Origin of the sequence: Kocuria sp. SL71, from assembly GCF_026672465.1 — a bacterium.
GTDB lineage: Bacteria > Actinomycetota > Actinomycetes > Actinomycetales > Micrococcaceae > Kocuria > Kocuria palustris.
Genome location: NZ_JAPPRE010000001.1, coordinates 2,134,378 through 2,154,128 on the forward strand (window position 1 = coordinate 2,134,378; position 19,751 = coordinate 2,154,128).

Annotated in this window: 18 protein-coding genes; 10 read left to right on the plus strand and 8 right to left on the minus strand. The window is 71.6% G+C overall.

Going from position 1 to position 19,751, the window contains the following annotated elements:
* The first annotated feature begins 129 nt into the window (after positions 1–129).
* The 4 genes from OVA15_RS09635 to OVA15_RS09650 are packed head-to-tail and all read left to right on the plus strand — an operon-like array spanning position 130 to position 4,104.
* Positions 130–1,128: a glycosyltransferase gene (locus OVA15_RS09635; protein WP_268144601.1), complete on the plus strand. Its 999-nt coding sequence runs from the start codon at positions 130–132 to the stop codon at positions 1,126–1,128.
* Positions 1,125–2,174 (plus strand): glycosyltransferase, encoded by a 1,050-nt coding sequence (locus OVA15_RS09640; RefSeq protein WP_268144602.1) that lies wholly within the window; start codon positions 1,125–1,127, stop codon positions 2,172–2,174. The genes OVA15_RS09635 and OVA15_RS09640 overlap by 4 nt, the downstream gene beginning before the upstream one ends.
* Positions 2,171–3,163: a glycosyltransferase gene (locus OVA15_RS09645; RefSeq protein ID WP_024289646.1), complete on the plus strand. Its 993-nt coding sequence runs from the start codon at positions 2,171–2,173 to the stop codon at positions 3,161–3,163. Before OVA15_RS09640 ends, OVA15_RS09645 begins: the two co-directional genes overlap by 4 nt.
* Positions 3,160–4,104 (plus strand): glycosyltransferase family 2 protein, encoded by a 945-nt coding sequence (locus OVA15_RS09650; RefSeq protein WP_197017338.1) that lies wholly within the window; start codon positions 3,160–3,162, stop codon positions 4,102–4,104. The genes OVA15_RS09645 and OVA15_RS09650 overlap by 4 nt, the downstream gene beginning before the upstream one ends.
* Here OVA15_RS09650 and OVA15_RS09655 read toward each other — a convergent pair.
* Positions 4,025–5,188: a glucose-1-phosphate adenylyltransferase family protein gene (locus OVA15_RS09655; protein WP_006214108.1), complete on the minus strand. Its 1,164-nt coding sequence runs from the start codon at positions 5,186–5,188 to the stop codon at positions 4,025–4,027. The two genes, OVA15_RS09650 and OVA15_RS09655, sit on opposite strands and share 80 nt — an antisense overlap.
* Before the next feature lie 182 nt (positions 5,189–5,370).
* On the opposite strand from OVA15_RS09655, the gene OVA15_RS09660 reads away from it, so the two are divergent.
* Positions 5,371–5,805, plus strand: coding sequence for a YchJ family protein (locus OVA15_RS09660; protein ID WP_006214107.1), 435 nt, complete (start codon positions 5,371–5,373; stop codon positions 5,803–5,805).
* Positions 5,806–5,952: 147 nt separating this feature from the next.
* Complete coding sequence (locus OVA15_RS09665; RefSeq protein ID WP_442786734.1) at positions 5,953–7,509, plus strand: NCS2 family permease; 1,557 nt, start codon at positions 5,953–5,955, stop codon at positions 7,507–7,509.
* Between the two features lie 81 nt (positions 7,510–7,590).
* Here the strand turns inward: OVA15_RS09665 and OVA15_RS09670 are convergent, their stop codons facing one another.
* The 3 genes from OVA15_RS09670 to OVA15_RS09680 form a co-directional block, all read right to left on the minus strand.
* On the minus strand, positions 7,591–8,472 hold the full coding sequence (locus OVA15_RS09670) for a spermidine synthase (protein ID WP_268144607.1): 882 nt from the start codon (positions 8,470–8,472) through the stop codon (positions 7,591–7,593).
* 48 nt (positions 8,473–8,520) lie between these two features.
* Positions 8,521–8,925 carry a GNAT family N-acetyltransferase gene (locus OVA15_RS09675; protein ID WP_268144609.1) on the minus strand — a complete coding sequence of 135 codons (405 nt, stop codon included), beginning with the start codon at positions 8,923–8,925 and terminating at the stop codon, positions 8,521–8,523.
* Positions 8,926–9,065: 140 nt separating this feature from the next.
* Entirely contained in the window at positions 9,066–9,407 is a 342-nt protein-coding gene (locus OVA15_RS09680; protein WP_268144611.1) for a thiamine-binding protein, read from the minus strand.
* A 217-nt stretch (positions 9,408–9,624) separates the two neighbouring features.
* Between OVA15_RS09680 and pta the strand changes: the two genes are divergently transcribed.
* The 3 genes from pta (at position 9,625) to OVA15_RS09695 (ending at position 14,058) form a co-directional block, all read left to right on the plus strand.
* Positions 9,625–11,718: a phosphate acetyltransferase gene (gene pta / locus OVA15_RS09685; RefSeq protein ID WP_268144613.1), complete on the plus strand. Its 2,094-nt coding sequence runs from the start codon at positions 9,625–9,627 to the stop codon at positions 11,716–11,718.
* Between the two features lie 55 nt (positions 11,719–11,773).
* A complete protein-coding gene (locus tag OVA15_RS09690) occupies positions 11,774–13,006 on the plus strand; it encodes an acetate/propionate family kinase (RefSeq protein ID WP_061711010.1) in 1,233 nt (410 codons plus the stop codon).
* Between the two features lie 104 nt (positions 13,007–13,110).
* Positions 13,111–14,058, plus strand: a complete 948-nt coding sequence (locus OVA15_RS09695) for an Abi family protein (RefSeq protein ID WP_268144617.1) — start codon at positions 13,111–13,113, stop codon at positions 14,056–14,058.
* Between the two features lie 3 nt (positions 14,059–14,061).
* On the opposite strand, the gene OVA15_RS09700 is transcribed toward OVA15_RS09695, so the two are convergent.
* The 4 genes from OVA15_RS09700 to OVA15_RS09715 form a co-directional block, all read right to left on the minus strand.
* Positions 14,062–14,565, minus strand: a complete 504-nt coding sequence (locus OVA15_RS09700) for a phosphoribosyltransferase (RefSeq protein ID WP_259894196.1) — start codon at positions 14,563–14,565, stop codon at positions 14,062–14,064.
* A 61-nt stretch (positions 14,566–14,626) separates the two neighbouring features.
* Positions 14,627–15,652, minus strand: coding sequence for an LLM class flavin-dependent oxidoreductase (locus tag OVA15_RS09705; protein ID WP_268144620.1), 1,026 nt, complete (start codon positions 15,650–15,652; stop codon positions 14,627–14,629).
* A gap of 63 nt (positions 15,653–15,715) precedes the next feature.
* Entirely contained in the window at positions 15,716–16,972 is a 1,257-nt protein-coding gene (locus OVA15_RS09710) for a lipopolysaccharide biosynthesis protein (protein WP_268144622.1), read from the minus strand.
* Positions 16,973–17,249: 277 nt separating this feature from the next.
* Entirely contained in the window at positions 17,250–18,737 is a 1,488-nt protein-coding gene (locus OVA15_RS09715; protein ID WP_268144623.1) for a hypothetical protein, read from the minus strand.
* A 326-nt stretch (positions 18,738–19,063) separates the two neighbouring features.
* On the opposite strand from OVA15_RS09715, the gene OVA15_RS09720 reads away from it, so the two are divergent.
* Entirely contained in the window at positions 19,064–19,720 is a 657-nt protein-coding gene (locus tag OVA15_RS09720) for a tyrosine protein kinase (RefSeq protein WP_268144625.1), read from the plus strand.
* Positions 19,721–19,751 lie beyond the last annotated feature (31 nt).

A 19,751-nucleotide genomic window follows, 5' to 3' on the forward strand; every position in this document is an offset into this window, starting at 1 on the left:
TACTTATGACAAGGGGCCCCGTGGGGTCCCTTCTGCGCGGAAGGCGGTGGAGGGCTGACAGCGGTGCATCGTGCTGTGCAGGGGAGTCAGAGGCTGCGAGCAGCGCCGATCCCCGCCCATCACCCCTATGTGGACGCCGTGGAGCCGCTGGCCGGCTGGGACGGATTCGAGCTCGTCGCACCCCCCGAGCTCGACGCAGCAGGACCGGGGACCTGGATCCCGCACCCGCTGCTCGAGGCGCAGCGCCTGGCCGAGGACGCCGATCGCGTGGATGTCCTGCACGTGCACTTCGGCTTCGAGCACCGCACCCCGCAGCAGATGCGCGAGCTCGTCGAGCAGTGCCGCGCCTCCGGGATCCGTCTGGTGCTCACCGTGCACGATCTGTCCCATCCGCATCTGCGCACCGCTCAGGAGCAGCGGGAGCACCTCGAGCGCCTGGCCGTGCTGATCGAGGCAGCCGAGACCGTCATCACCCTCACCGGCTCAGCGGCCGAGGAGATCCGCCGGCGATTCGGCCGCCGGGCGGAGGTCATCGCCCACCCCTGCGTCGTCGCGCCGCAGCGAGCGCGACGACTGCAGGAGCAGGTCCGCGAGCGCGGCGGGCCCTCGCTCGGGGTCGCCGTGTTCCTCAAGGACCTGCGGGCCAGCACCGTGCGGGAGCTGTCCTGGCACCGGGATCTGGCCGAGGGGCTCCGAGAGGTCGGCGCCCGGCTCACCGTCTTCCTGGACGAGCGCGCGGCCGACACCGAGCTCGGCCGCGGCCTGAGCGGCATCCAGGGCCTGGAGCTCGTGGTGCATCGGCGGATGGACGACGAGCGCCTGTTCACGCAGGTGGCCGAGTGCGCCGTCGTCGTCCTCCCCTACCTTCGCGGGACCCACTCCGGGTGGCTGGAGATGTGCCGGGACCTGGGCGTCGTGGTCGTGGCCCCGGACTGCGGGCACTTCGCGGATCAGGCCGACCAGCCGGGCGCGGTGCTCTCCTGCCGCACGGGCGACGGCCGCGATGCCGCCCGTGCGGCCGCACAGGCTCTGGGTGTCGCACCCCTGCCATGGGCCGGCGACCGCGCCGCCCAGGCCGAGCGCATCGCGCTGCGGCACCGCGAGCTGCTTGCCGAGGCAGGATCATGAAGATCGCCGTGATCGGCCCGTCGCGCATGCCGATCGCCCCACCCTTCGGCGGAGGGCTCGAGGTCTTCGTCCAGCGCATGGTCGAGGGGCTGCGCTGTCGCGGGCTCGACGTCGACCTGTTCGCAGCCGCAGGCTCCCAGGGGCATCGCCGCGATCTGGAGTTCCCCGGCGTCGACTGGAGCGGGCACGAGCACGGCGCCCGCGACGACCGCTATCCGCCCGGTGCCCGGGAGTCCGAGACCGCCGCCTTCGCCCGCGTCTGCCGGCATCTGGAGCGCTCCGACTACGACCTGGTGCACAACAACAGCGTGCACCCCTCCATCCTGGAGCTGGGCCCCGCCCGTCGCCCGCCGATGGTCACGACCCTGCACACCCCGCCCCAGGACGACATGCAGGGCGTGCTCGGTCGGGTTGCGGGCGCCTCCGAGAGGTTCTGCGCGGTCAGCCGGTTCACGGCCCGCCAGTGGTCGCTGCCGCGCGCCGCGGAGGTGATCCACAACGGCGTGCAGACGGACCAGTGGCGCCCGGGCCCCGGCGGCGGAGGGGCGGTCTGGTTCGGGCGCCTGACCCGGGAGAAGGCCCCCCACCTTGCCATCGAGGCCTGCCGCCGGCTCGGGATGCCGCTGACCCTGATCGGGCGCTGCGCGGATCCGACCTACTTCTCCCAGCGGATCGCTGCACACTTGGGGGATCAGGTGCGCTGGCTCGGGGCCATGGCTCCGGAGCAGATCATGGACGAGGTCGGGCGGGCCTCGCTGGCCCTGGCCACGCCGCAGTGGGATGAGCCGTTCGGGCTCGTGCTGATCGAGGCGCTGTCCTGCGGCACTCCCGTGGCCGCGTTCAGCCGCGGGGGCATCCCCGAGATCCTGCGCACCGTGCCCGAGCACCTGGCCCGGCCCGACGACGTCGACGACCTCGTGCGCGCGGCCCGCGCAGCCCTGCACCAGCCGCGCGCCGAGGCCCGGGCCATCGCGGTCGAGCGCTTCGACCTGAAGGTGATGATCGATCGGTACCTGTCCTTGTTCGAGGAGGTGATCGCGTCGTGATCGGCCTGTACGCCCATCATCAGGGGGCCGGGCATCTCACCCGCTGCCGCGCGCTCGCCCGCGCCCTGGCCCCGCACGAGGAGGCGGTGATCCTCTCCTCCCACCCCGAGGCCGACGTGGTCCTGCCGATGGACGCCCCCGCCGACGAGCGCGGCGTCACCGCCCACGGGGCGCTGCACTGGGCGCCGCAGGGCCACGACGGATACACCGAGCGCATGGCGATGATCGCCGCGTGGGTGCGCGATCACCGTCCCTCGGTCGTCCACGTGGACCTCTCCGTCGAGGTGACGGCGCTGGTGCGCCTGCTCGGGGTGCCCACGACCGTCCAGGCCCTGCCGGGCATCCGCGACGACGCCCCGCACGAGCTCTCCTTCCGGCTGGCCGATCGGATCGTGGCGGCGTGGCCTGACTGGGTTGCGCTGCCGGCTCACCTGGCGCCGTCAGCCGAGCGGGTGCATCGGGTGGGCGGGATCAGCCGCTTCGAGGGCCGCGCCCTGTCCGCGGTGCGCGGTCGCGATGCGGCGATCCTGCTGGGCCGCGGCGGCCAGGACGGCTCGCCTGCCTACTGGCACGAGGTCGCGCGGATCGCCTCCGCTCACCTGGGCGGGCGCTGCCGGCTGCTCGGGCTCGACGAGTGGGTCGAGGACCCGTTCGAGGTCCTCTCCGAGGCGGGGGTCGTGATCACGGCGGCGGGGCAGAACTCCGTGGCCGATGCAGCCGCCGCCGGGGCCCCGATGATCGTGCTGGCCCAGCAGCGCCCCTTCGCCGAGCAGGAGACCACCGCGCGCATCCTGGCCGACGCCGGCCTGGCCGTGGTGCCCGAGGCACCCGGTCTGCCGGCGGCGGGCGAGTGGCCGCAGCTCATCGACCGCGCGCTGCTGCTGGGGCCCCCGCAGGACCGGCGCCGGGCATGGCAGGTCGACGGCGCCGCCAGCCGCGCCGCCGAGACCGTCCTCGGGGCGGCTGGACACGGGCGGGGCGGGTCATGAGCGCGCCGGCGGCGCCTTCCGTGCACGTCGTGACGGTGTGCTCGATCGGGCGGCGGGACCACGTCCTGCGCCAGCTCGAGGCCGTGCGGCGCTGGCTGCCCGCGGCCGTCCACCACACGGTGCAGATCGGCCCCGAGCCCTTCGAGGCCCCCGGGACCCGTCGGCTGGATCGCACCGGGCCCGGGCCCGTGAACCTGGCGGCCGCGCGCAACGCCGCTGGCGACACCGCCTGCGACGCCGGTGCGGACGTGATCATCTTCCTCGACGCCGACTGCCTGCCCGGTCCCGATCTCGGCGCGGCCTACACCGCTGCAGCTGCCGTGCGCCCCGGGGTGCTGTGCGGACCCGTGACCTACCTGCGCGCGCAGGACCGCCCCTACGACCTCGACCTGCTGAGCTCGCTGCGCAGCCCCCATCCCGCTCGCCCCGATCTCCCGCGCGGACAGGCCCGCTGCGCTCGCCCCGGGGAGCACGTCCTGTTCTGGTCCCTGAGCTTCGCGCTCAGCGCCGGGACGTGGCGGGGACTGCGCGAGCGCTTCGGCGGCTTCTGCGAGGAGTTCACCGGCTACGGCGGCGAGGACACGGACTTCGCCATGAACCTGTCCGCCCACGGCGTCGCGCTGCAGTGGGTGGGCGGTGCCGACGCGTATCACCAGTGGCACCCGGTGTCCTCGCCGCCGGTCGAGCACCTGGACGACATCCTGCGCAACGCGGAGGTCTTCGCCCGGCGCTGGGGCTGGTGGCCCATGGAGGGCTGGTTCCGAGCCTTCGAGCAGCGCGGTCTGGTGGTGGCCGACGGACCCGGATGGCGCCGCGCGGGAGCTCCCGACGGCGCACCCGGCACCGAGCCCGTTCAGCGGGTCAGAAGCCTGAGGGCAGCGTCGCCGAGCGGTCGAAGCGCTCGGTCACGGCCACGCGGCCGTCGGCCCCGATCAGCGTGACGGCCTCGGCCGTGCCCCGCTTGGAGCCACCGGCGATCTCGGCCCCGGCATCGACGATCACGTTCTCGAGCTGCACCCCCGCGCCCACGCGCACGCCGTCGAGCAGCACGCTGTGGCGCACGACCGCGCCCTCCTCGACCACGACCCCCGGACTGAGCACCGAGTGCTCGACCGTGCCCCGGATCCGGGATCCCGCCGAGATCAGGGACTCCGAGACCTCCGCCGAGGCCGCGATGCGGGCCGGGAGCAGCTGCGGCTGCCCGGAGACGATGGGCCACTGAGGGTCATCCAGCACGGCGCCGTCGCCGTCGAGGATCTGCAGCTGCGCCGTCCAGTAGGACTGCAGGGTGCCCAGATCCATCCAGTACCCGTCCATCCGGTGCTCCACGACCCTGCGGCGCTGCACGAACCACGGGATGAGGTCGTGGCCGTAGTCCTCCAGCCCGCCCTCGGCCTCCTGAAGGTCCTCGAGCGCCTCGATCAGCTGGGGCCCGTCGAAGAGGAACATCTCCGCGGCCACGATCTGCCCCTGGGGGTCCTCGGGCTTGTACGCGAACTGCCTCACGCGCCCCTGTCCGTCGGTGCTCACCACGGAGTAGCGGGAGGGATCCTCGTCCACTCGGGTGGTGACCAGGGTCAGGTCGGCGCGCTGGCGCTGGTGGGTGTCGATCACGTCCAGGAAGTTCAGCGTGTAGAGGTGATCTGCCGAGAGCACGAGCACCAGGTCCGGGTCGAACTCCCGGATGGTCTGCTTCTGCCGCAGCAGCGAGTCCGAGTTGCCCTGAGGGAAGCCCTCGCCCTCGGCCCCCTGGAACGGAGGCAGCACATGCAGACCGCCGTGCGTGCGGTCGAAGTCCCAGGGCCGCCCGTTGCTCAGGTGCCGATTCAGGGTGTGCGGCAAGTACTGCTCGATCACCCACACGTCCGACAGGTGCGAGTGCATCAGGTTCGACATCGAGATGTCGATCAGCCGGTAGGTCCCGGCCACCGGCAGCGCGGGCTTGACCCTGTGCTCCGTCAGGGCCTCCAGCCGGGAGCCCTTTCCCCCGGCCAGGACCATCGCCATCGTCCGCGGAATGCGCATGCGGGCCCTCTCCTCGTCGTGAGCGTCCTGCCGACGATCGTAGTCGCGCGATCCCGGGATGAGGGTGACAGAGGCAGGCCCGTGCCATAGTGTCCCGACCCACGGGCCGCCCGTGCGCTCCTCCCCTGCCCGGGAGGCCGCATCGCACCGCAGACCGGCCCTCCCTCGTCCCGAACGGATCCATGACGCTCCCCGCTGACACCACCCCGGCCGCCCTCGACCCGCAGTCGCGCTGCCCCTGCGGCTCCGGCGACGTCTACGGCGGCTGCTGCCTGCCGCTGCACCAGGGCAGGCCCGCACCCACGGCAGAAGCCCTCATGCGCTCGCGCTTCAGCGCCTTCGCGGTGGGCGACGAGCAGCACCTGCTGCGCACCTGGCACCCCGACACCCGGCCCGAGACCCTCGAGCTGGACCCGGACCTGCGCTGGTACCGCCTCGACATCCACGCCACCACCGGCGGCGGCCCGTTCGAGGAGTGGGGCACGGTCGACTTCACCGCCCACTACCGGCCCATGCCCGGGACCGACGCCCCGCGCGGCAGCCAGCACGAGAACTCCCGCTTCCGCCGCGTGGACGGGCAGTGGCTCTACCTCGACGGCGCCGTCCACTCCGCCTGACGGAGGAGCCGGCGATGCGGAGGTGTGGCCGGCTCCACACCCCGCCGGCCCATATCGGCCGCGGCGGGCCCGGCGACCCGCCGTAGAATCGGCTGATCCGTCGGCGTGCCGCATGACCGACGGCGCCCTTCTCGAGAGAGCCGCACCATGTCCTCACCCTTCTCGCGCGACTCGTCGCAGCCACCCTGGCAGGCCTCCGACGCCCCGTCCGAGCACACCGCGCCCGCCTCCGCGGAGCAAGCGACCGCCACCGGCACCGACGTCGCCGCACCCCCGTCGGCGCCCAAGGGCGGCCTCGACCGCTGGTTCAAGGTGACCGAGCGCGGCTCCACCATGGGCCGCGAGGTCCGCGGCGGCGTCGCCACGTTCATCGCCATGAGCTACATCGTGGTGCTCAACCCCCTGATCCTGGGGCTGGGCGCGGACTCGACCGGCGCCACGCTGGGCGTGGACCGCGTGGCCGCCATGACCGCCCTGATCGGCGGCGTCATGACGATCCTCATGGGCGTCGTGGCCAAGACCCCGTTCGCCGTGGCCACCGGCCTGGGAGTCAACGCGTTCCTGGCCGTCACGATCGCCACCACGCCCGGGCTGACCTGGGCGCAGGCCATGGGGCTGATCATCTGGGCCGGCGTGATCATGTTCGTGCTCGTGCTCACCGGCTTCCGCACCGCGGTGTTCAACGCCGTGCCGGCCTCGCTGAAGTCGGCGATCGTCGTGGGCATCGGCCTGTTCATCGCGCTGGTCGGCCTCGTCAACGCGGGCTTCGTGCGCCGCATGCCGGATGCCGCCGGGACCACCGTGCCCGTGGACCTGGGCGTGGGCGGCGAGCTCATCGGCTGGCCGCTGCTGACCTTCGTGATCACGCTGCTGCTGACGATCACCCTCATGGTCCGCAACATCCGCGGGGCCATCCTGATCGCGGTGCTCAGCGGCACTGTCCTGGCGCACGTCCTGGAGGCCGTCGCGCCGTCCGGCTCCTCCGGCGAGAATCCGGCCGGCTGGTCGCTCGTGGTGCCGTCGACCCCCACGGGCCTGTTCTCGCTGCCCGATCTGTCCCTGGTGGGCGAGGCCGACCCGGTCGGGCTGTGGACCCAGCTGGGCGTCACGACCGTGCTGCTGCTGATCTTCACGATCCTGCTGTCCATCTTCTTCGACGCCATGGGCACCATGGTCGGGCTCTCCGAGCAGGCCGGTCTGGTCAAGGACGGGAAGATCGACAACGTCGACCGCATCCTGCTCATCGACGCCGCGGGCGCGGTGGCCGGCGGCGCGGGCTCGGTGTCCTCGAACCAGATCTTCGTGGAGTCCTCGACCGGCATCGCCGAGGGCGCGCGCACCGGCCTGGCCAACGTGGTCACGGGCCTGCTGTTCCTGGCCGCCATGTTCATCACCCCGCTGGTCGAGGTCGTGCCGTTCGAGGCCGTGGCCCCGGCCATGGTGGTCGTGGGCTTCCTGATGGCCAAGAACGTCGTGCGCATCGACTGGGACGACTGGGGCATCGCGGTGCCGTCGTTCCTGACGTTCGTGCTGATGCCGTTCACGTACTCGATCGCCGACGGCATCGGCGCCGGCTTCATCTCCTACGTGTTCATCCGCGTGGTGCAGGGCCGGATCCGCGAGATCCACCCGCTGATGTGGGTCGTGGCCGCGGCCTTCGTGGCGTACTTCGGCATCGGGGTGATCGAGGGCTGGATCCTCTGACCGTCTGATCCCCACCCCGCCGAGTGGATCCTCAGTTGCGCTATTCCGCCTTTCAGCGCAACTGGGGATCCACTCGGCGTTTCAGGGGGTGGGGTCGCGGCGGGGCTGCACGGTGCCGACGAATGCGCGCACCCAGCTCGCGTCCTTGTGCTGAGCGGGCACCGGGTCGATCAGCAGGTCGCGCTCCATGGCCGCGGCCTCCGGCGAGGCGGCTGCGGGCAGGGGCGCATGGGAGGCGGCCAGCACGACGTTGCCGTAGCGGCGCCCCTTGAGCATCGCAGGATCGGCGACGGCGGCCACGTGCTCGAACACCTCCCGCAGCGCCGCCGCCTCCGCGCGGGCTCCCTGCAGATCGCGGGTGTCGCCGACGTTGAGCAGGTACAGCCCGCCCGGGGCCAGCACACGATCGACCTGACGGGCGAACTCCACGGTGGTCAGCGGCTCGGGCGTCACAGAGCCGGCGAAGACGTCGCGGATCACGACCTCGCGCGTGGACTCGGTCAGCGACTCGGTGACCTCCCGAGCCTCCCCGGCGCGCACGCGCAGCAACGGGGCCCGCGGCAGGTCGAACCAGCCGCGCACGAGCTCGACGAGCCGCGCGTCCAGCTCCACGACCACCTGCCGGGCCTGCGGCCACTGCCAGTGGACCCAGCGGGCCATGGAGCAGGCGCCGCCGCCCAGATGAAGCACGCGCAGGCTCGTCGGGTCCAGGTGCGCGGCCACGTGCGTGCGCAGGAGCGCGGCCATCCAGCGCATGTACTCGAAGTCGAGCAGCTCGGGCCGGGAAGGGTCCACGTGCGAGGACGGGACGCCGTTGACGAGCACCGTCCAGGCGCCGGGGCTCAGGTCATCCGGACGCAGCTCGACCTCTCCCGTGGAGATCGGCCACGTCCCGGGCTGCAGCGCATCCGGATCCTCGGAGGCCTGTGCATCGTCCCTGCGGTTCCTGCGCTGTCGGCCCATGCGCGCCAGTCTAGGAGCGCGGCGTCCAGCAGCGGCCGCGCTGCCGGATCAGTCGGCGAGCCCCTGGACCCGGCGCATCCGGAAGGTCTCCTGCCCGGACCAGGGGCCGTCGGCCTGATAGGACGGGCCGATGCGCTCGAACCCGTTCTTGGCGTAGAAGGCCTCCGCCCGCGCATTGCCCGCCATGATCCAGAGGTAGACCGGATCGTGCCCGTCGACGGCCTCGTCCAGCAGCTGCCTACCCAGTCCGGAGCCGTGCAGGCGCTCCAGGACGTAGAGCTTCACGAGCTCGCGCTCGGGCTGCAGGCCGGGCTCGAACTGCAGCTCCCAGCGCTGGGGGCCGTCGCACACCGTGGCGAATCCCGCAGGCTCGCCCGTGCCGTCGAGCCCCAGCACCACGCGGCCGGCGGGATCGGAGAGGAACTCGCGGTCCTCGGCGGCGATGGCCGCCACCGACTCCTCCGAGAGCAGGGCCTCGGCGAAGTCCTGGCCGTACAGCGGCTGGTAGGTCTCGCGCAGGCAGGCGACGTGCAGCCGGGTCAGGACGTCGGCGTCGTCGGGACCGGCGACGCGCGTGGACCAGGCGACGGAGCTCAGGACTCGCCCTGGGCTGCGTGCCCGCTCTCGAGCTGCTGGCGCTGGATCGCGGCCTCGAGACGCTCGACCTTGCCGTCGAGCTCTCCGGAGTGGCCGGGGCGGATGTCCGCCTTGAGCACGAGCGAGACGCGCGGGCCATAGCGCCCGACGGCCTCGGTGGCCTCCTTCACGACGGCCATCACCTCGTCCCACTCCCCCTCGATGCTCGTGAACATCGAGTCGGTGCGGTACGGAAGCCCGGAGTCGCGGACGACCTGGACAGCGGCTGCCACGGCGTCGTGGACGGAGCCGGCGGGGTTGTCCCCGCCCATGGGCGATACGGAGAATGCGACGATCATGCCCCCAGCGTAAGCCTGCTCACCGGCACTCGGACAGGGCCCCCGTCGACGACCGCCATGTGAAACCCCGGGGAAGCCCGGGCAACCCCGGGTCCGGCGGCAGGCCCACCGCCTAGGCTGGACAGCAGACTGGTCTGTGCCCGTCGGCGTGCTCGGGGAAGCCCCGGGGACCACGCAGGGGCGGGGCACGGAGACGACCTCGACGAGGAGCATCCCCATGACCCAAGGCATCTACCTCAGCGCCATGACGCCGGCCGCCGGCAAGTCCCTGATCGCGCTGGGGCTGACGGACACCCTGTTCAAGAACTCCGACCGTGTGGGCTTCCTCCGTCCGGTGCACCTGGGCGAGACCCCGGAGCAGGACCCCATGCTCGCGCTCATGGCCCAGACCTTCGAGCTGCCGCCGGAGCGCTGCCGCGGCGCTGTCACCCTGGACCGGTGCCGGGAGCTCCTGGCCTCGGGCGATCACGACGCCCTGGACTCGGCGGCCGTGGACGTCTACGCGCAGATGGCCGAGCACTGCGACGTCATCGTGGTCGACGGCACCGACCTGCTGGCGCACAACGCCGCCACCGCGGAGTTCGACCTCAACGCGCGCCTGGCCAACAACATGGGCTGCTCGGTGCTGGCCGTCATCGGCGGTCAGCAGGCGGAGCACCCGGAGGACCTGCTCAACGCCGTGGAGGTCACCCGCACGGAGCTTCGCGACTCCAAGTGCGACATCTTCGCGATCATGGTCAACCGCTGCCCCGCCGAGTGGGTCCAGGAGGTCGCCCAGAAGGCCAAGCGCGGGCTGCACAACCTCCCTGTGTACGTCCTGCCCGAGGTCCCCGAGGTCATCAGCCCCACCGTGGAGGAGCTCGTGGAGTCGGCGGGCCTGCGCTCGGATCTCACCGACGTCACCCTGGACCGCGACATCAAGGGCGTGAAGATCGCGGCCATGAACGTCGAGCACTTCCTGGAGCTGCTCGTCGACGGCGATCTGGTGATCACCCCCGGGGACCGCTCGGACGTGCTCATGGCCACCCTGGCCGCAGCGCTCACCCCCGATCAGGCCACCCCCGCAGGTGTGCTGCTCACGGGCGGCTTCGTGCCCGAGGGCCTGGTGCGCTCGTTCGTGGCAGGGGCTCCGTTCCCCGTGCTGAGCACCGAGGAGGACACCTACACGGCAGCGAGGAGGGTCGGCTCCACCCGGGGACGGATCGTCAAGGGCGGGGCCCGCAAGGCGGCGGCCGCGCTGGGTGCCTGGGCGAATCAGGTCGACGGCGAGGAGCTGGCCTCCCGCCTGCGCCTGGAGCGCCCCGAGCGGCGCACTCCCCTGCGCTTCCTGCACGAGCTCGTGGAGCAGGCCCGACGAGACCGCAAGACCGTCGTGCTGCCCGAGGGCGACGACGCCCGCATCCTGCGCGCCGCCGAGATGATCCATCGCCGCGGCTTCTGCGACCTGGTCATCCTGGGCGAGCCGGACGAGGTGGCCCGCCTGTGCGATGCCGAGGGCATCGACCTGGACTTCGAGGCCGACGGGCTCGAGCGGATCGACTTCCGCCACGACGCCGAGCGCCGCGAGCGCTACGCCGAGGCCTACGTGGAGTACCGCAAGCACAAGGGCGTGGACAAGGACACCGCCCTGGAGCGCATGCTCGACGGCTCGTACTTCGGCACCATGATGGTCCAGCTCGGCGATGTGGACGGCATGGTCTCGGGCGCGGCCCACACCACCGCCAACACGATCCGCCCCGCGCTCGAGTTCGTGAAGACCAAGGAGGGCGTCGGCGTCGTCTCCTCGGTGTTCTTCATGCTCCTGGAGGACCGCGTGCTGGTCTACGGCGACTGCGCCGTGAACCCCAACCCGAACGCCGAGCAGCTCGCGGACATCGCCAAGGCCTCCGCCCAGACCGCCCGGGCCTTCGGCGTGGACCCGCGCGTGGCCATGCTGTCCTACTCGACCGGCTCCTCCGGCTCCGGCGAGGACGTCGAGCGGGTCACCGAGGCCACCCGACTGGTCCAGGCCGAGGAGCCGGGCTTCCCCGTCGAGGGCCCCATCCAGTACGACGCCGCCGTGGACGCCTCGATCGCCCAGAAGAAGCTGCCCGGCTCCGAGGTGGCCGGGCACGCGACCGTGTTCGTGTTCCCGGACCTGAACACCGGCAACAACACGTACAAGGCCGTCCAGCAGTCCGCCGGTGCCGTCGCCGTGGGCCCGGTCCTGCAGGGCCTGCGCAAGCCGGTCAACGACCTCTCCCGCGGCACCACGGTCGAGGACATCGTCAACACCGTGGCGATCACCGCGATCCAGGCCCAGAACGGCTGAGCGTCCGCCGCAGCGGCACCTCAGCACACCGAATCCCACCATCCGAAGGAGCGCCATGCTCGTCCTCGTCGTCAACTCCGGCTCGTCGTCGCTGAAGTACCAGGTCCGGGAGGTCACCACCCAGGAGGGCGGGGAGCCCTCCGCCTACACCTCCTCCATGCCGCGCGTGGACGAGCTCGTGAACATGGACGAGGCCACCCAGGGGGCCGAGGGCGGCGAGGTCATCACCGAGGGCCTGATCCAGAACATCGGCACCTCGGAGATCGAGGATCACACGCAGGCCCTGGAGCTGCTGGCCCAGCGCCTCGAGGAAGAGCTCGGCGACCGCACGATCGACGCCGCCGGGCACCGCGTGGTCCACGGCGGCGAGCGTTTCTCCGCCCCGGTGCTGGTCAGCAACGAGATCATCCGCGCGATCGAGCGCCTGGCCCCGCTGGCCCCGCTGCACAACCCGGCCAGCGCCCTGGGCCTGCGAGCCATCCAGAAGAAGTGGCCGCACATGCCCCAGGTCTGCGTGTTCGACACGGCGTTCCACCGCTCCATGCCGGAGCACGTGTGGCGCTACGCGCTGCCCGAGGAGATGTACTCCGAGTACGGCGTGCGCCGCTACGGATTCCACGGCACCTCGCACGACTACGTCACCGGCGAGGCCGCACGCTTCCTGGGTGTGGAGCGCGACAGCTTCGACGCGGTCGTCGCCCACCTCGGCAACGGGGCCTCGGCCACCGCGATCAGGGACGGAGCGTCCTACGACACGTCCATGGGCTACACGCCGCTGGCCGGGCTGATCATGGGCACCCGCACCGGCGATCTGGACCCGTCGATCGTCACGGCCCTGCTCGAGCGCTACCCGGATCTCGATGCTCAGCGCCTGGACCAGATCATGAACAAGGAGTCCGGGCTCAAGGCCCTGGCCGGCCACTCGGACATGCGCACGGTCGACGAGCGCGCACAGGCCGGTGACCAGCGCGCCGAGCTCGCCCTGGAGATGACCGCCTACCGCCTGGCCAAGTACATCGGCGGCTACCACGTGGCCGTCGGAGGGGCTCAGGCCCTGATCTTCACCGCGGGGATCGGGGAGAACTCCGCGGGCTTCCGCCAGCGCGTGGTCGACAAGCTCGGGGCGCTGGGCGCAGAGCTCGACCCCGAGGCCAATGCCGTGCGCGGCGACGAGGTCCGCCGCATCTCCACGCCGGAGTCGCGCCTGGAGATCCTGGTGGTCCCCACCGACGAGGAGCGCGCGATCGCCGAGGCCACCGCTGCGCTGGTGAGCCGTCGGGCGAGCTGAGCCGCCCCGCCATCGAGTGGTATGCTTGATGCAATCGTTCAGCCCGCCCCGACCTCGGTCGGGAGCGGGCTGGATCTCTTTCTGGGGCAAAGGGGAGCCTCGAGATGTCCAGACCGCTCAAACCGCCGATGTCGACCCGGGACCACATCGCTCTTCTCCGTCAACGCGGCATGGAAGTCGACGAGGCACAGGCGACTCAATGGCTGTCCAACGTGAGCTACCACCGACTGGCTGCCTACTGGTACCCCGCCAGACGGCTGACCGCTGATGGGCGTCGAGAAGATTCGTTCGTCGACGGAACGTCGTTTGCCGATGTCGCTGCCCTCTATGAGGCCGACCGAAAACTACGCAGCCTGGTTCTGGACGGCATGGAACGCGTCGAGATCACCATGCGGACACGCATCGGTGAGCTCCTCTGCCAAAGCGATCCCCTCCTGTACAGGGATCCCAGCAGGTTTCGCCCTGGATTCGATCATTCAAGGTGGGTCGCTACAGCTCAGAGTCGCATAAAACGAGCCCAGCGGCGCGATGCGGCGATCCAGCACTATCGGGACAATTACGACGCGAACTACCCCTTCTGGGTGCTGGCAGAGGTGCTCGACTTCGCTGACATTTCGAGACTCTGCGACGGGCTCCCGGTCCGCGATCAGCGCACTATCGCCGAGGGACTCCAGATCGTCCTGGACCTTTCCGAGCTATCCAAGAACCAGCAAGGCAAGGCCAAGGCCGTGTCACCGCTCGCGCGCTGGCTCGAGCAGCTAACGGTGGTGCGTAACACCTGTGCTCATCACGGGCGGCTGTGGAACACGTCCTTCGTGCCAGCGTCGACGACTGCCATGCGCGCTCAGGAGAGTCTGAAACAGCTGCCGCACGGTGAAAGCGAGCGGGTCTTCGGATCCCTCATCGTCATGTCCCATATTCTGCGCGTCACGTCACCGGGAACTACCTGGCCGAACAAGACGGCGTCCCTGGTCAACGACGAGTTCTTGCCCAACCCCTTGACCACTGATGACGCGCTGGGGTTGCCTCCCGGTTGGGGCGGGAGTCTGTGAGCCTCAGCCGGCCGGGGTGACCGGGGGCTCGTCGGACCAGGGGAAGACGATCCACTCGTCGGTCGCCTTCCACACGAAGTCCGGGTCCACCAGCGAGCGCGGCTTGGAGTAGATGACGGCCGAGCGGGTGTCCGACTGGTAGCCCTTGAGCAACTCCAGGACCAGGGCCAGGGTGCGCCCGGAGTCGGCGACGTCGTCGACGACCAGGACCTTCTTGGAGCTGATCGACTCGACATCGAGCATGGGGGCCAGCAGAACGGGGTCCGGCAGGGTCTCGTGGACGTCGGTGTAGAACTCGACGTTCACCGCGTCCAGCAGCTTGACGCCCAGCGCGTAGGACAGCGCGCCTGCCGGGACCAGCCCGCCGCGGGCCACGCCGATGATGATGTCCGGTACGAAGCCGCTGTCAGCGATCTCCTGCGCGAGCTCCCGGGTGGCGGCGCCGAAGCCCTCCCACGTGAGGATCTCCTTGCCGTCAACGTCTGCCGCGTCTGCGTGATAAGCCATGCACACACCCTAGTCCCCGCCCGCGCGCGAGGGCAGGGACGAGGACGACGACCGCGCAGGATCAGTCGGCGAGCATGTCCTGGACCAAGAGGCGGACCTCGGTGCCGTAGAGCTCGATCGAGCGCATCATGGCGCTGTGCGACAGGGTTCCGACCGCGTACTTGAGGTCGAAGCGGGCAGCGCCGAGAGCCTTCTGATGGCGCACGATCTTGCGCGCCACGGTCTCCGGGGAGCCGACGTAATAGGCGCCGTCGGGCCCGGCCATCTGCTCGAACGCCTCGCGGGACAGCGGCGGCCAGCCGCGCTCGCGCCCGATCACCGCGTGATTGTGGGCCTGGGCGGGGAAGAACTCCTCGCGCGCCTGCTCGTCCGTCTCGGCCACGTGGCCCGGCGAGTGCCAGGCGATGGGCAGCTCCGGCTTGCCGAAGTGCTCCAGAGCCCGGCGATAGTGCTGCGCGAAGGCCGCGAAGGCGGTGGGGCTGCCGCCGATGATCGCGAAGATCACGGGCATCTCGTAGTGCGCGGCACGCACGACCGACTGCGGGGAGCCGCCCACCGCGATCCAGGCCGGCAGGCGCCCGGACTCCGTCTTGGGATGCACCTCGAGTCCGTCGATCGCCGGGCGCAGACCTCCCTCCCAGGTGATGGGCCCCTCCGACTGCAGACGGGAGAACAGCTCGAGCTTCTCCTCGAACAGCCGCTCGTAGTCCTGCAGGTCGAAGCCGAACAGGGGGAAGGACTCCGTGAAGGAGCCGCGGCCCAGCACGACCTCGGCCCGGCCGGAGGACAGGGCGTCGACGGTCGCGAAGCGCTGGTACAGGCGCACCGGGTCGTCCGAGGAGAGCACGGAGACGGCGGTGCCCAGACGGATGGTCTCGGTGGCGGTGGCCAGTCCCGCCAGGACCGTATCCGGCGCCGAGATCGCGAAATCGCTGCGGTGATGCTCGCCGACCCCGAAGAAGTCCAGGCCCACACGGTCGGCCTGGATGCCCTCGGCCAGGACGTCGCGGATGACCTGGGCATCCGAGAGGGGCTGACCGTCCGGGCCGGGGTGGACGTCGCCGAAGGTGTTGAGTCCGAGATGCATGGCATATCCTCTGATCGCGGGTCGACCCCGAATCATAGTTGATACATCACGTAGATGCGAGGGTCAGTCGGCTCGATGCCTGGGTCGGAGTCCCCGCAGATGCACCAGGAACCCGGTGACCATGGCGCTCGAGCGCAGCAGCTCGCCGATCAGCATCCACCAGGCCATGCCCACCGCAGTGTCGGTCCCCAGCAACCAGGCCCCGCCCACCACCAGGACCAGCTGAGCCCCGCTGATGACCATGAAGAGCCGCTCGCGCCCGCCGAACATGAGCACGTTGCTCGTGGCCGAGGTCAGGGCGTTGATCAGCGTGGCCACCACCAGGATGACGGAAGCGCCCCACGTGCCCTGGTACTCCGGGCCGAGCAGATCGACGATCCGCTGCTCGCCCAGCACCAGCAGGAAGCCGAGCAGCAGCGTGGGAAGCACTGCCGAGACCGCGGCCGCCTCCAGCACGAGGGCGACCAGTCTGCCGCGCCGGGTCACGGACATCGCGATCCGCGGCATGAAGACGGTGGCCACGGCGGTGGTGCCCATGGCCCCTGCGGACTGGATGCGCTGGGCCACCTCGTAGGTGCCGGTGGCCGCCAGGGAGCGCGCGCCCAGCAGGAACATCAGCCCGCGCACGCTCAGCGCGGTCAGCGCGGACCCCGCCGCCAGGATCAGCGACTGACCCCACGGCACCGGCGGGACCGTCACGCTCGGCGGCGGCGGCCCTGCCGAGGGCGACAGCCGCCAGAACGCGATGCTGATAATCACGAAGGCGGCCACCTGTCCCGGGATCAGCAGCTGCGGGGCGAGCAGCGCGGAGGCGATCGCGATCAGCAGCGCGAGCCCCGGCAGGGCCACGGACTCCAGGAACTGCCCCGCCAGCGGCGCCTGCCGCGCCACCCGCTGGACCATGAACAGGCGCCCCAGGGCCGAGGAGACGGCTACGCCGTAGAGGACGAGCACGAGCCCGCCGGTCCCCGCGGTGAGCTGGACGATCAGGGACGCCGCCAGGGCGAGGACGGTGAGCACCGCCCAGATGCGCAGCAGGGCCCGGGCGTCGCGGCGGGCGATGGCGCGGGCCTCGTCGTGCCTGCCCTCGGCCCACAGCGGCGACTGCGAGCGCATGCCGGAGGTGTCGAGCCCGAAGGTGCCGGCGGCGCGCGCCACCAGGGCCACGGCCCACATGACGCCGTTGAGCCCCACCATCTCGACGGGGAAGCGCAGGGCCACGACGGCCACCAGCAGCATCTGCAGGGCGGCTCCGCCGATGCGGATGGACATGACCAGTGCGGACTGCAGGGCGGCAGCGCGCTGTCTCTCAGCAGCCATGTCCCACCCGTCCTCCGCTCATGCCGTGCGATCCCCGTACCGCGGCGTCGGACCTCCCGGTCCCCGCACCGCCCCCGCGGCGCGCAGGCGCCTGCCGGCGGGCCTGTCTTGCGGCGCCACAGTCTACGTCCCGCCTCCGGCGCAGCACCCGGGTCGGGCACCCCCACTTGTGCGGCTCAGGCACGTCGACCCGGGTCGCTCTCGGGCGGGTCCGAGCCGTCCGGCCGCCCCGACTGCGGGCCGACGGGCTCGGGCCCGCCCTGTGCCCAGGGGACCGTCACTGCGGCGCTCGCCCAGGAGCGATGGCCGCTCCCGACGCGGAGACGGGCTCGCAGGCGGAACCGGGTCCGGACGCGGATGCGGGGCCGGTCGCGGTCACAGGCTCGGGCGCACCGACGGATGCCGCGGCGGTCGTCGGCTCCGCGGTCAGGGCGAGCACCACGCCGGAGAGCAGGAAGGGCAGCCCGTACATCGGCGGGGCCACGAACACCGGTGCTGCGACCGATTCGATGGCCATGGCCGCGAGCCACCCGACGCCCACGGAGCCGATCCAGCGCAGGTGCGGATCCTGGCTGCGGCGCATCATCCGCCAGGCGGGCAGCCCGAGCATGACCAGACCGCCGATGTAGCACAGCAGGCCCAGGACGCCGGTCTCCGCCAGGGGCGCGGGCCAGAAGGTGTCCGAGAGGAAGTCGACCTCGTCGTGGCCCGTCATCCCCCAGATGCGCGTGTAGCCGAGCTCCTGGTAGTAGGGGCTGTAGTTCTCCGCGGCCGTGAACGAGGCGAACCGCCCGAAGCCCACGCCGAGCGGGAAGGCCCCCAGCGCCAGCGGGACGCTGTCCAGGGTCAGGCGGATGCGAGCGGTCTGGCTGACGTCGGAGAGGTACTCGGTCAGCGTGGCATCCACGACGCGCGTGAGCGTGTCCCAGCCCAGGATCAGCGCCACCGGCGTGAGGATCGCCAGGATCGTGAGGTACATGGCCTTCTTGCCCGGCAGCGACGCTCGGATCCCCAGGGAGACCACGAGGGCCGAGGCGATCGACTTGCGGCGGAAGGCCAGCAGGCAGGCGAGCCCGGAGCCGATGAGCAGCGCCAGGCTGATCCGGGAGCGGCGGATCGTGGAGCGGTAGGCCAGGATCGCGATGAACGCCAGGGACATCGTGGTCCCCAGTCCCACCGGGTGGTTGAACGGCCCGGAGAGGCTGGCGATCCCGGCGCGCTCGCTGAGCTCGACCGTGCCCGCGCTGATGAAGTCGTTCCACGCCGCGGGTGCGGCCGCGTTGGCCGCGGTGAACAGCAGGATCACGACGACGGCGACGGCGCCGCCGCGGATCAGCCCGGGGATCTCCTCGCGGCGCCAGTCCAGCTGCGCCAGGGCGAAGGCGAGCATGGGGCCCTTGAGGAACAGGAAGGCTCCGGTGACGGTGATGCCCAGCGGCACCGAGTGCACGAGACCGCTCAGGACCCCGAGCAGGCCGAAGGCCAGGAAGAACCACAGCGCGGCGAAGCAGCGGACCGATCCGTGATCGCGCAGCCTGCGCAGGGTGAACAGCACGACGGCCAGCAGCACGCACAGCTCGTCCATGTACCCCACAGCGCTGCTGCCGGTGACCGTCTGCGCCGTCTGGGAGATCACGGTCGACACGGCGACGACGCCGGCGAACGCCTTGGGCGCGCGGAAGGCCGCGCGCAGCAGCCACAGCACGGCAGCGCCACCGAGGGCGCAGACCGCCGCGAGCACCAGCGCCTCGGCAGGACCCGTCACCTCTCCCCTCCCCCTGCGACGCTCCCCCGAGCGTCGTCCGCCCGCGCGCATCCGACGGGCGGCGCGCGGTCTCCGGGCCCATGCTCGCACGTTCGGAAGCTCCTCTGACAAGGGGCGTCAGGTTGTCCCCACATCTGACGTCGCGCAGCAGTTCATGCGCCGCGCTCTCGACGCGCCGCCGCCGCTCCTGCCTATCATGAACGCGCCGGGGCTGAGCCCCGAGCAGCGGCATGGCCGACGGCTTCCGGGGGGACCGTCGCGCCCGAGGCGCCGCTGGGATGACATGGCGCGCCCAGGGCGCGCGGGGGACCGACGAAGGGCAGGCCATGCACCAGAGCTCGGCAGGAGAGCAGACCGTGGCTCCGGCAGTGCGCGACATCAGCGGCGCGGAGCTGGGCTCGGCGCTGCGCCGCGGATGGTGGAAGGCGCTGCTGGGGCTGATCCTGGGGCTCGGGCTGGCCGCGGCCTTCGTCGTCACGCAGGCCCCCACCTACACCTCCGTGACCATGGCGCTCGTGCGCCCCGCCACCGACGACGCGACCTCGGTCGAGAGCCTGGCCGCCGAGGACCTGGCGCAGGCTCGCGCGGCCACCTACGAGTCGCTGGGCAACTCCGTGGTGGTGGCCGACGAGGTGCGCCGCGACCTGGGGCTGAAGACCTCTCCGGAGGACCTGCTGGAGCAGGTCACCGTGGTGTCCACGCCCGAGACCACCGGCCTGGAGATCACCGCCACGGCGGATTCGGCCGACGGCGCCGCCGAGCTGGCCGGGGCCTGGCGCGATGCGCTCAGCGATGCCGCCGACGCCGACGGATCCGGCGGGGCCGGGGACCGCGTGAGCATCGAGCCGGCCGGGGAGCCGACCGTGCCCGCGACGACGTCGGGCCTGTCCGATCCGGCCGTCCTGGTGGTCGGCGGGGCGGTGGGGCTGCTCGTCGGCATCCTGGTGGCGGTGGGCACCGCCCGGCCGGCGCGCAGGGCCTGAGACCGCGCGTCCGCCGTCGGACGCGGGGGCC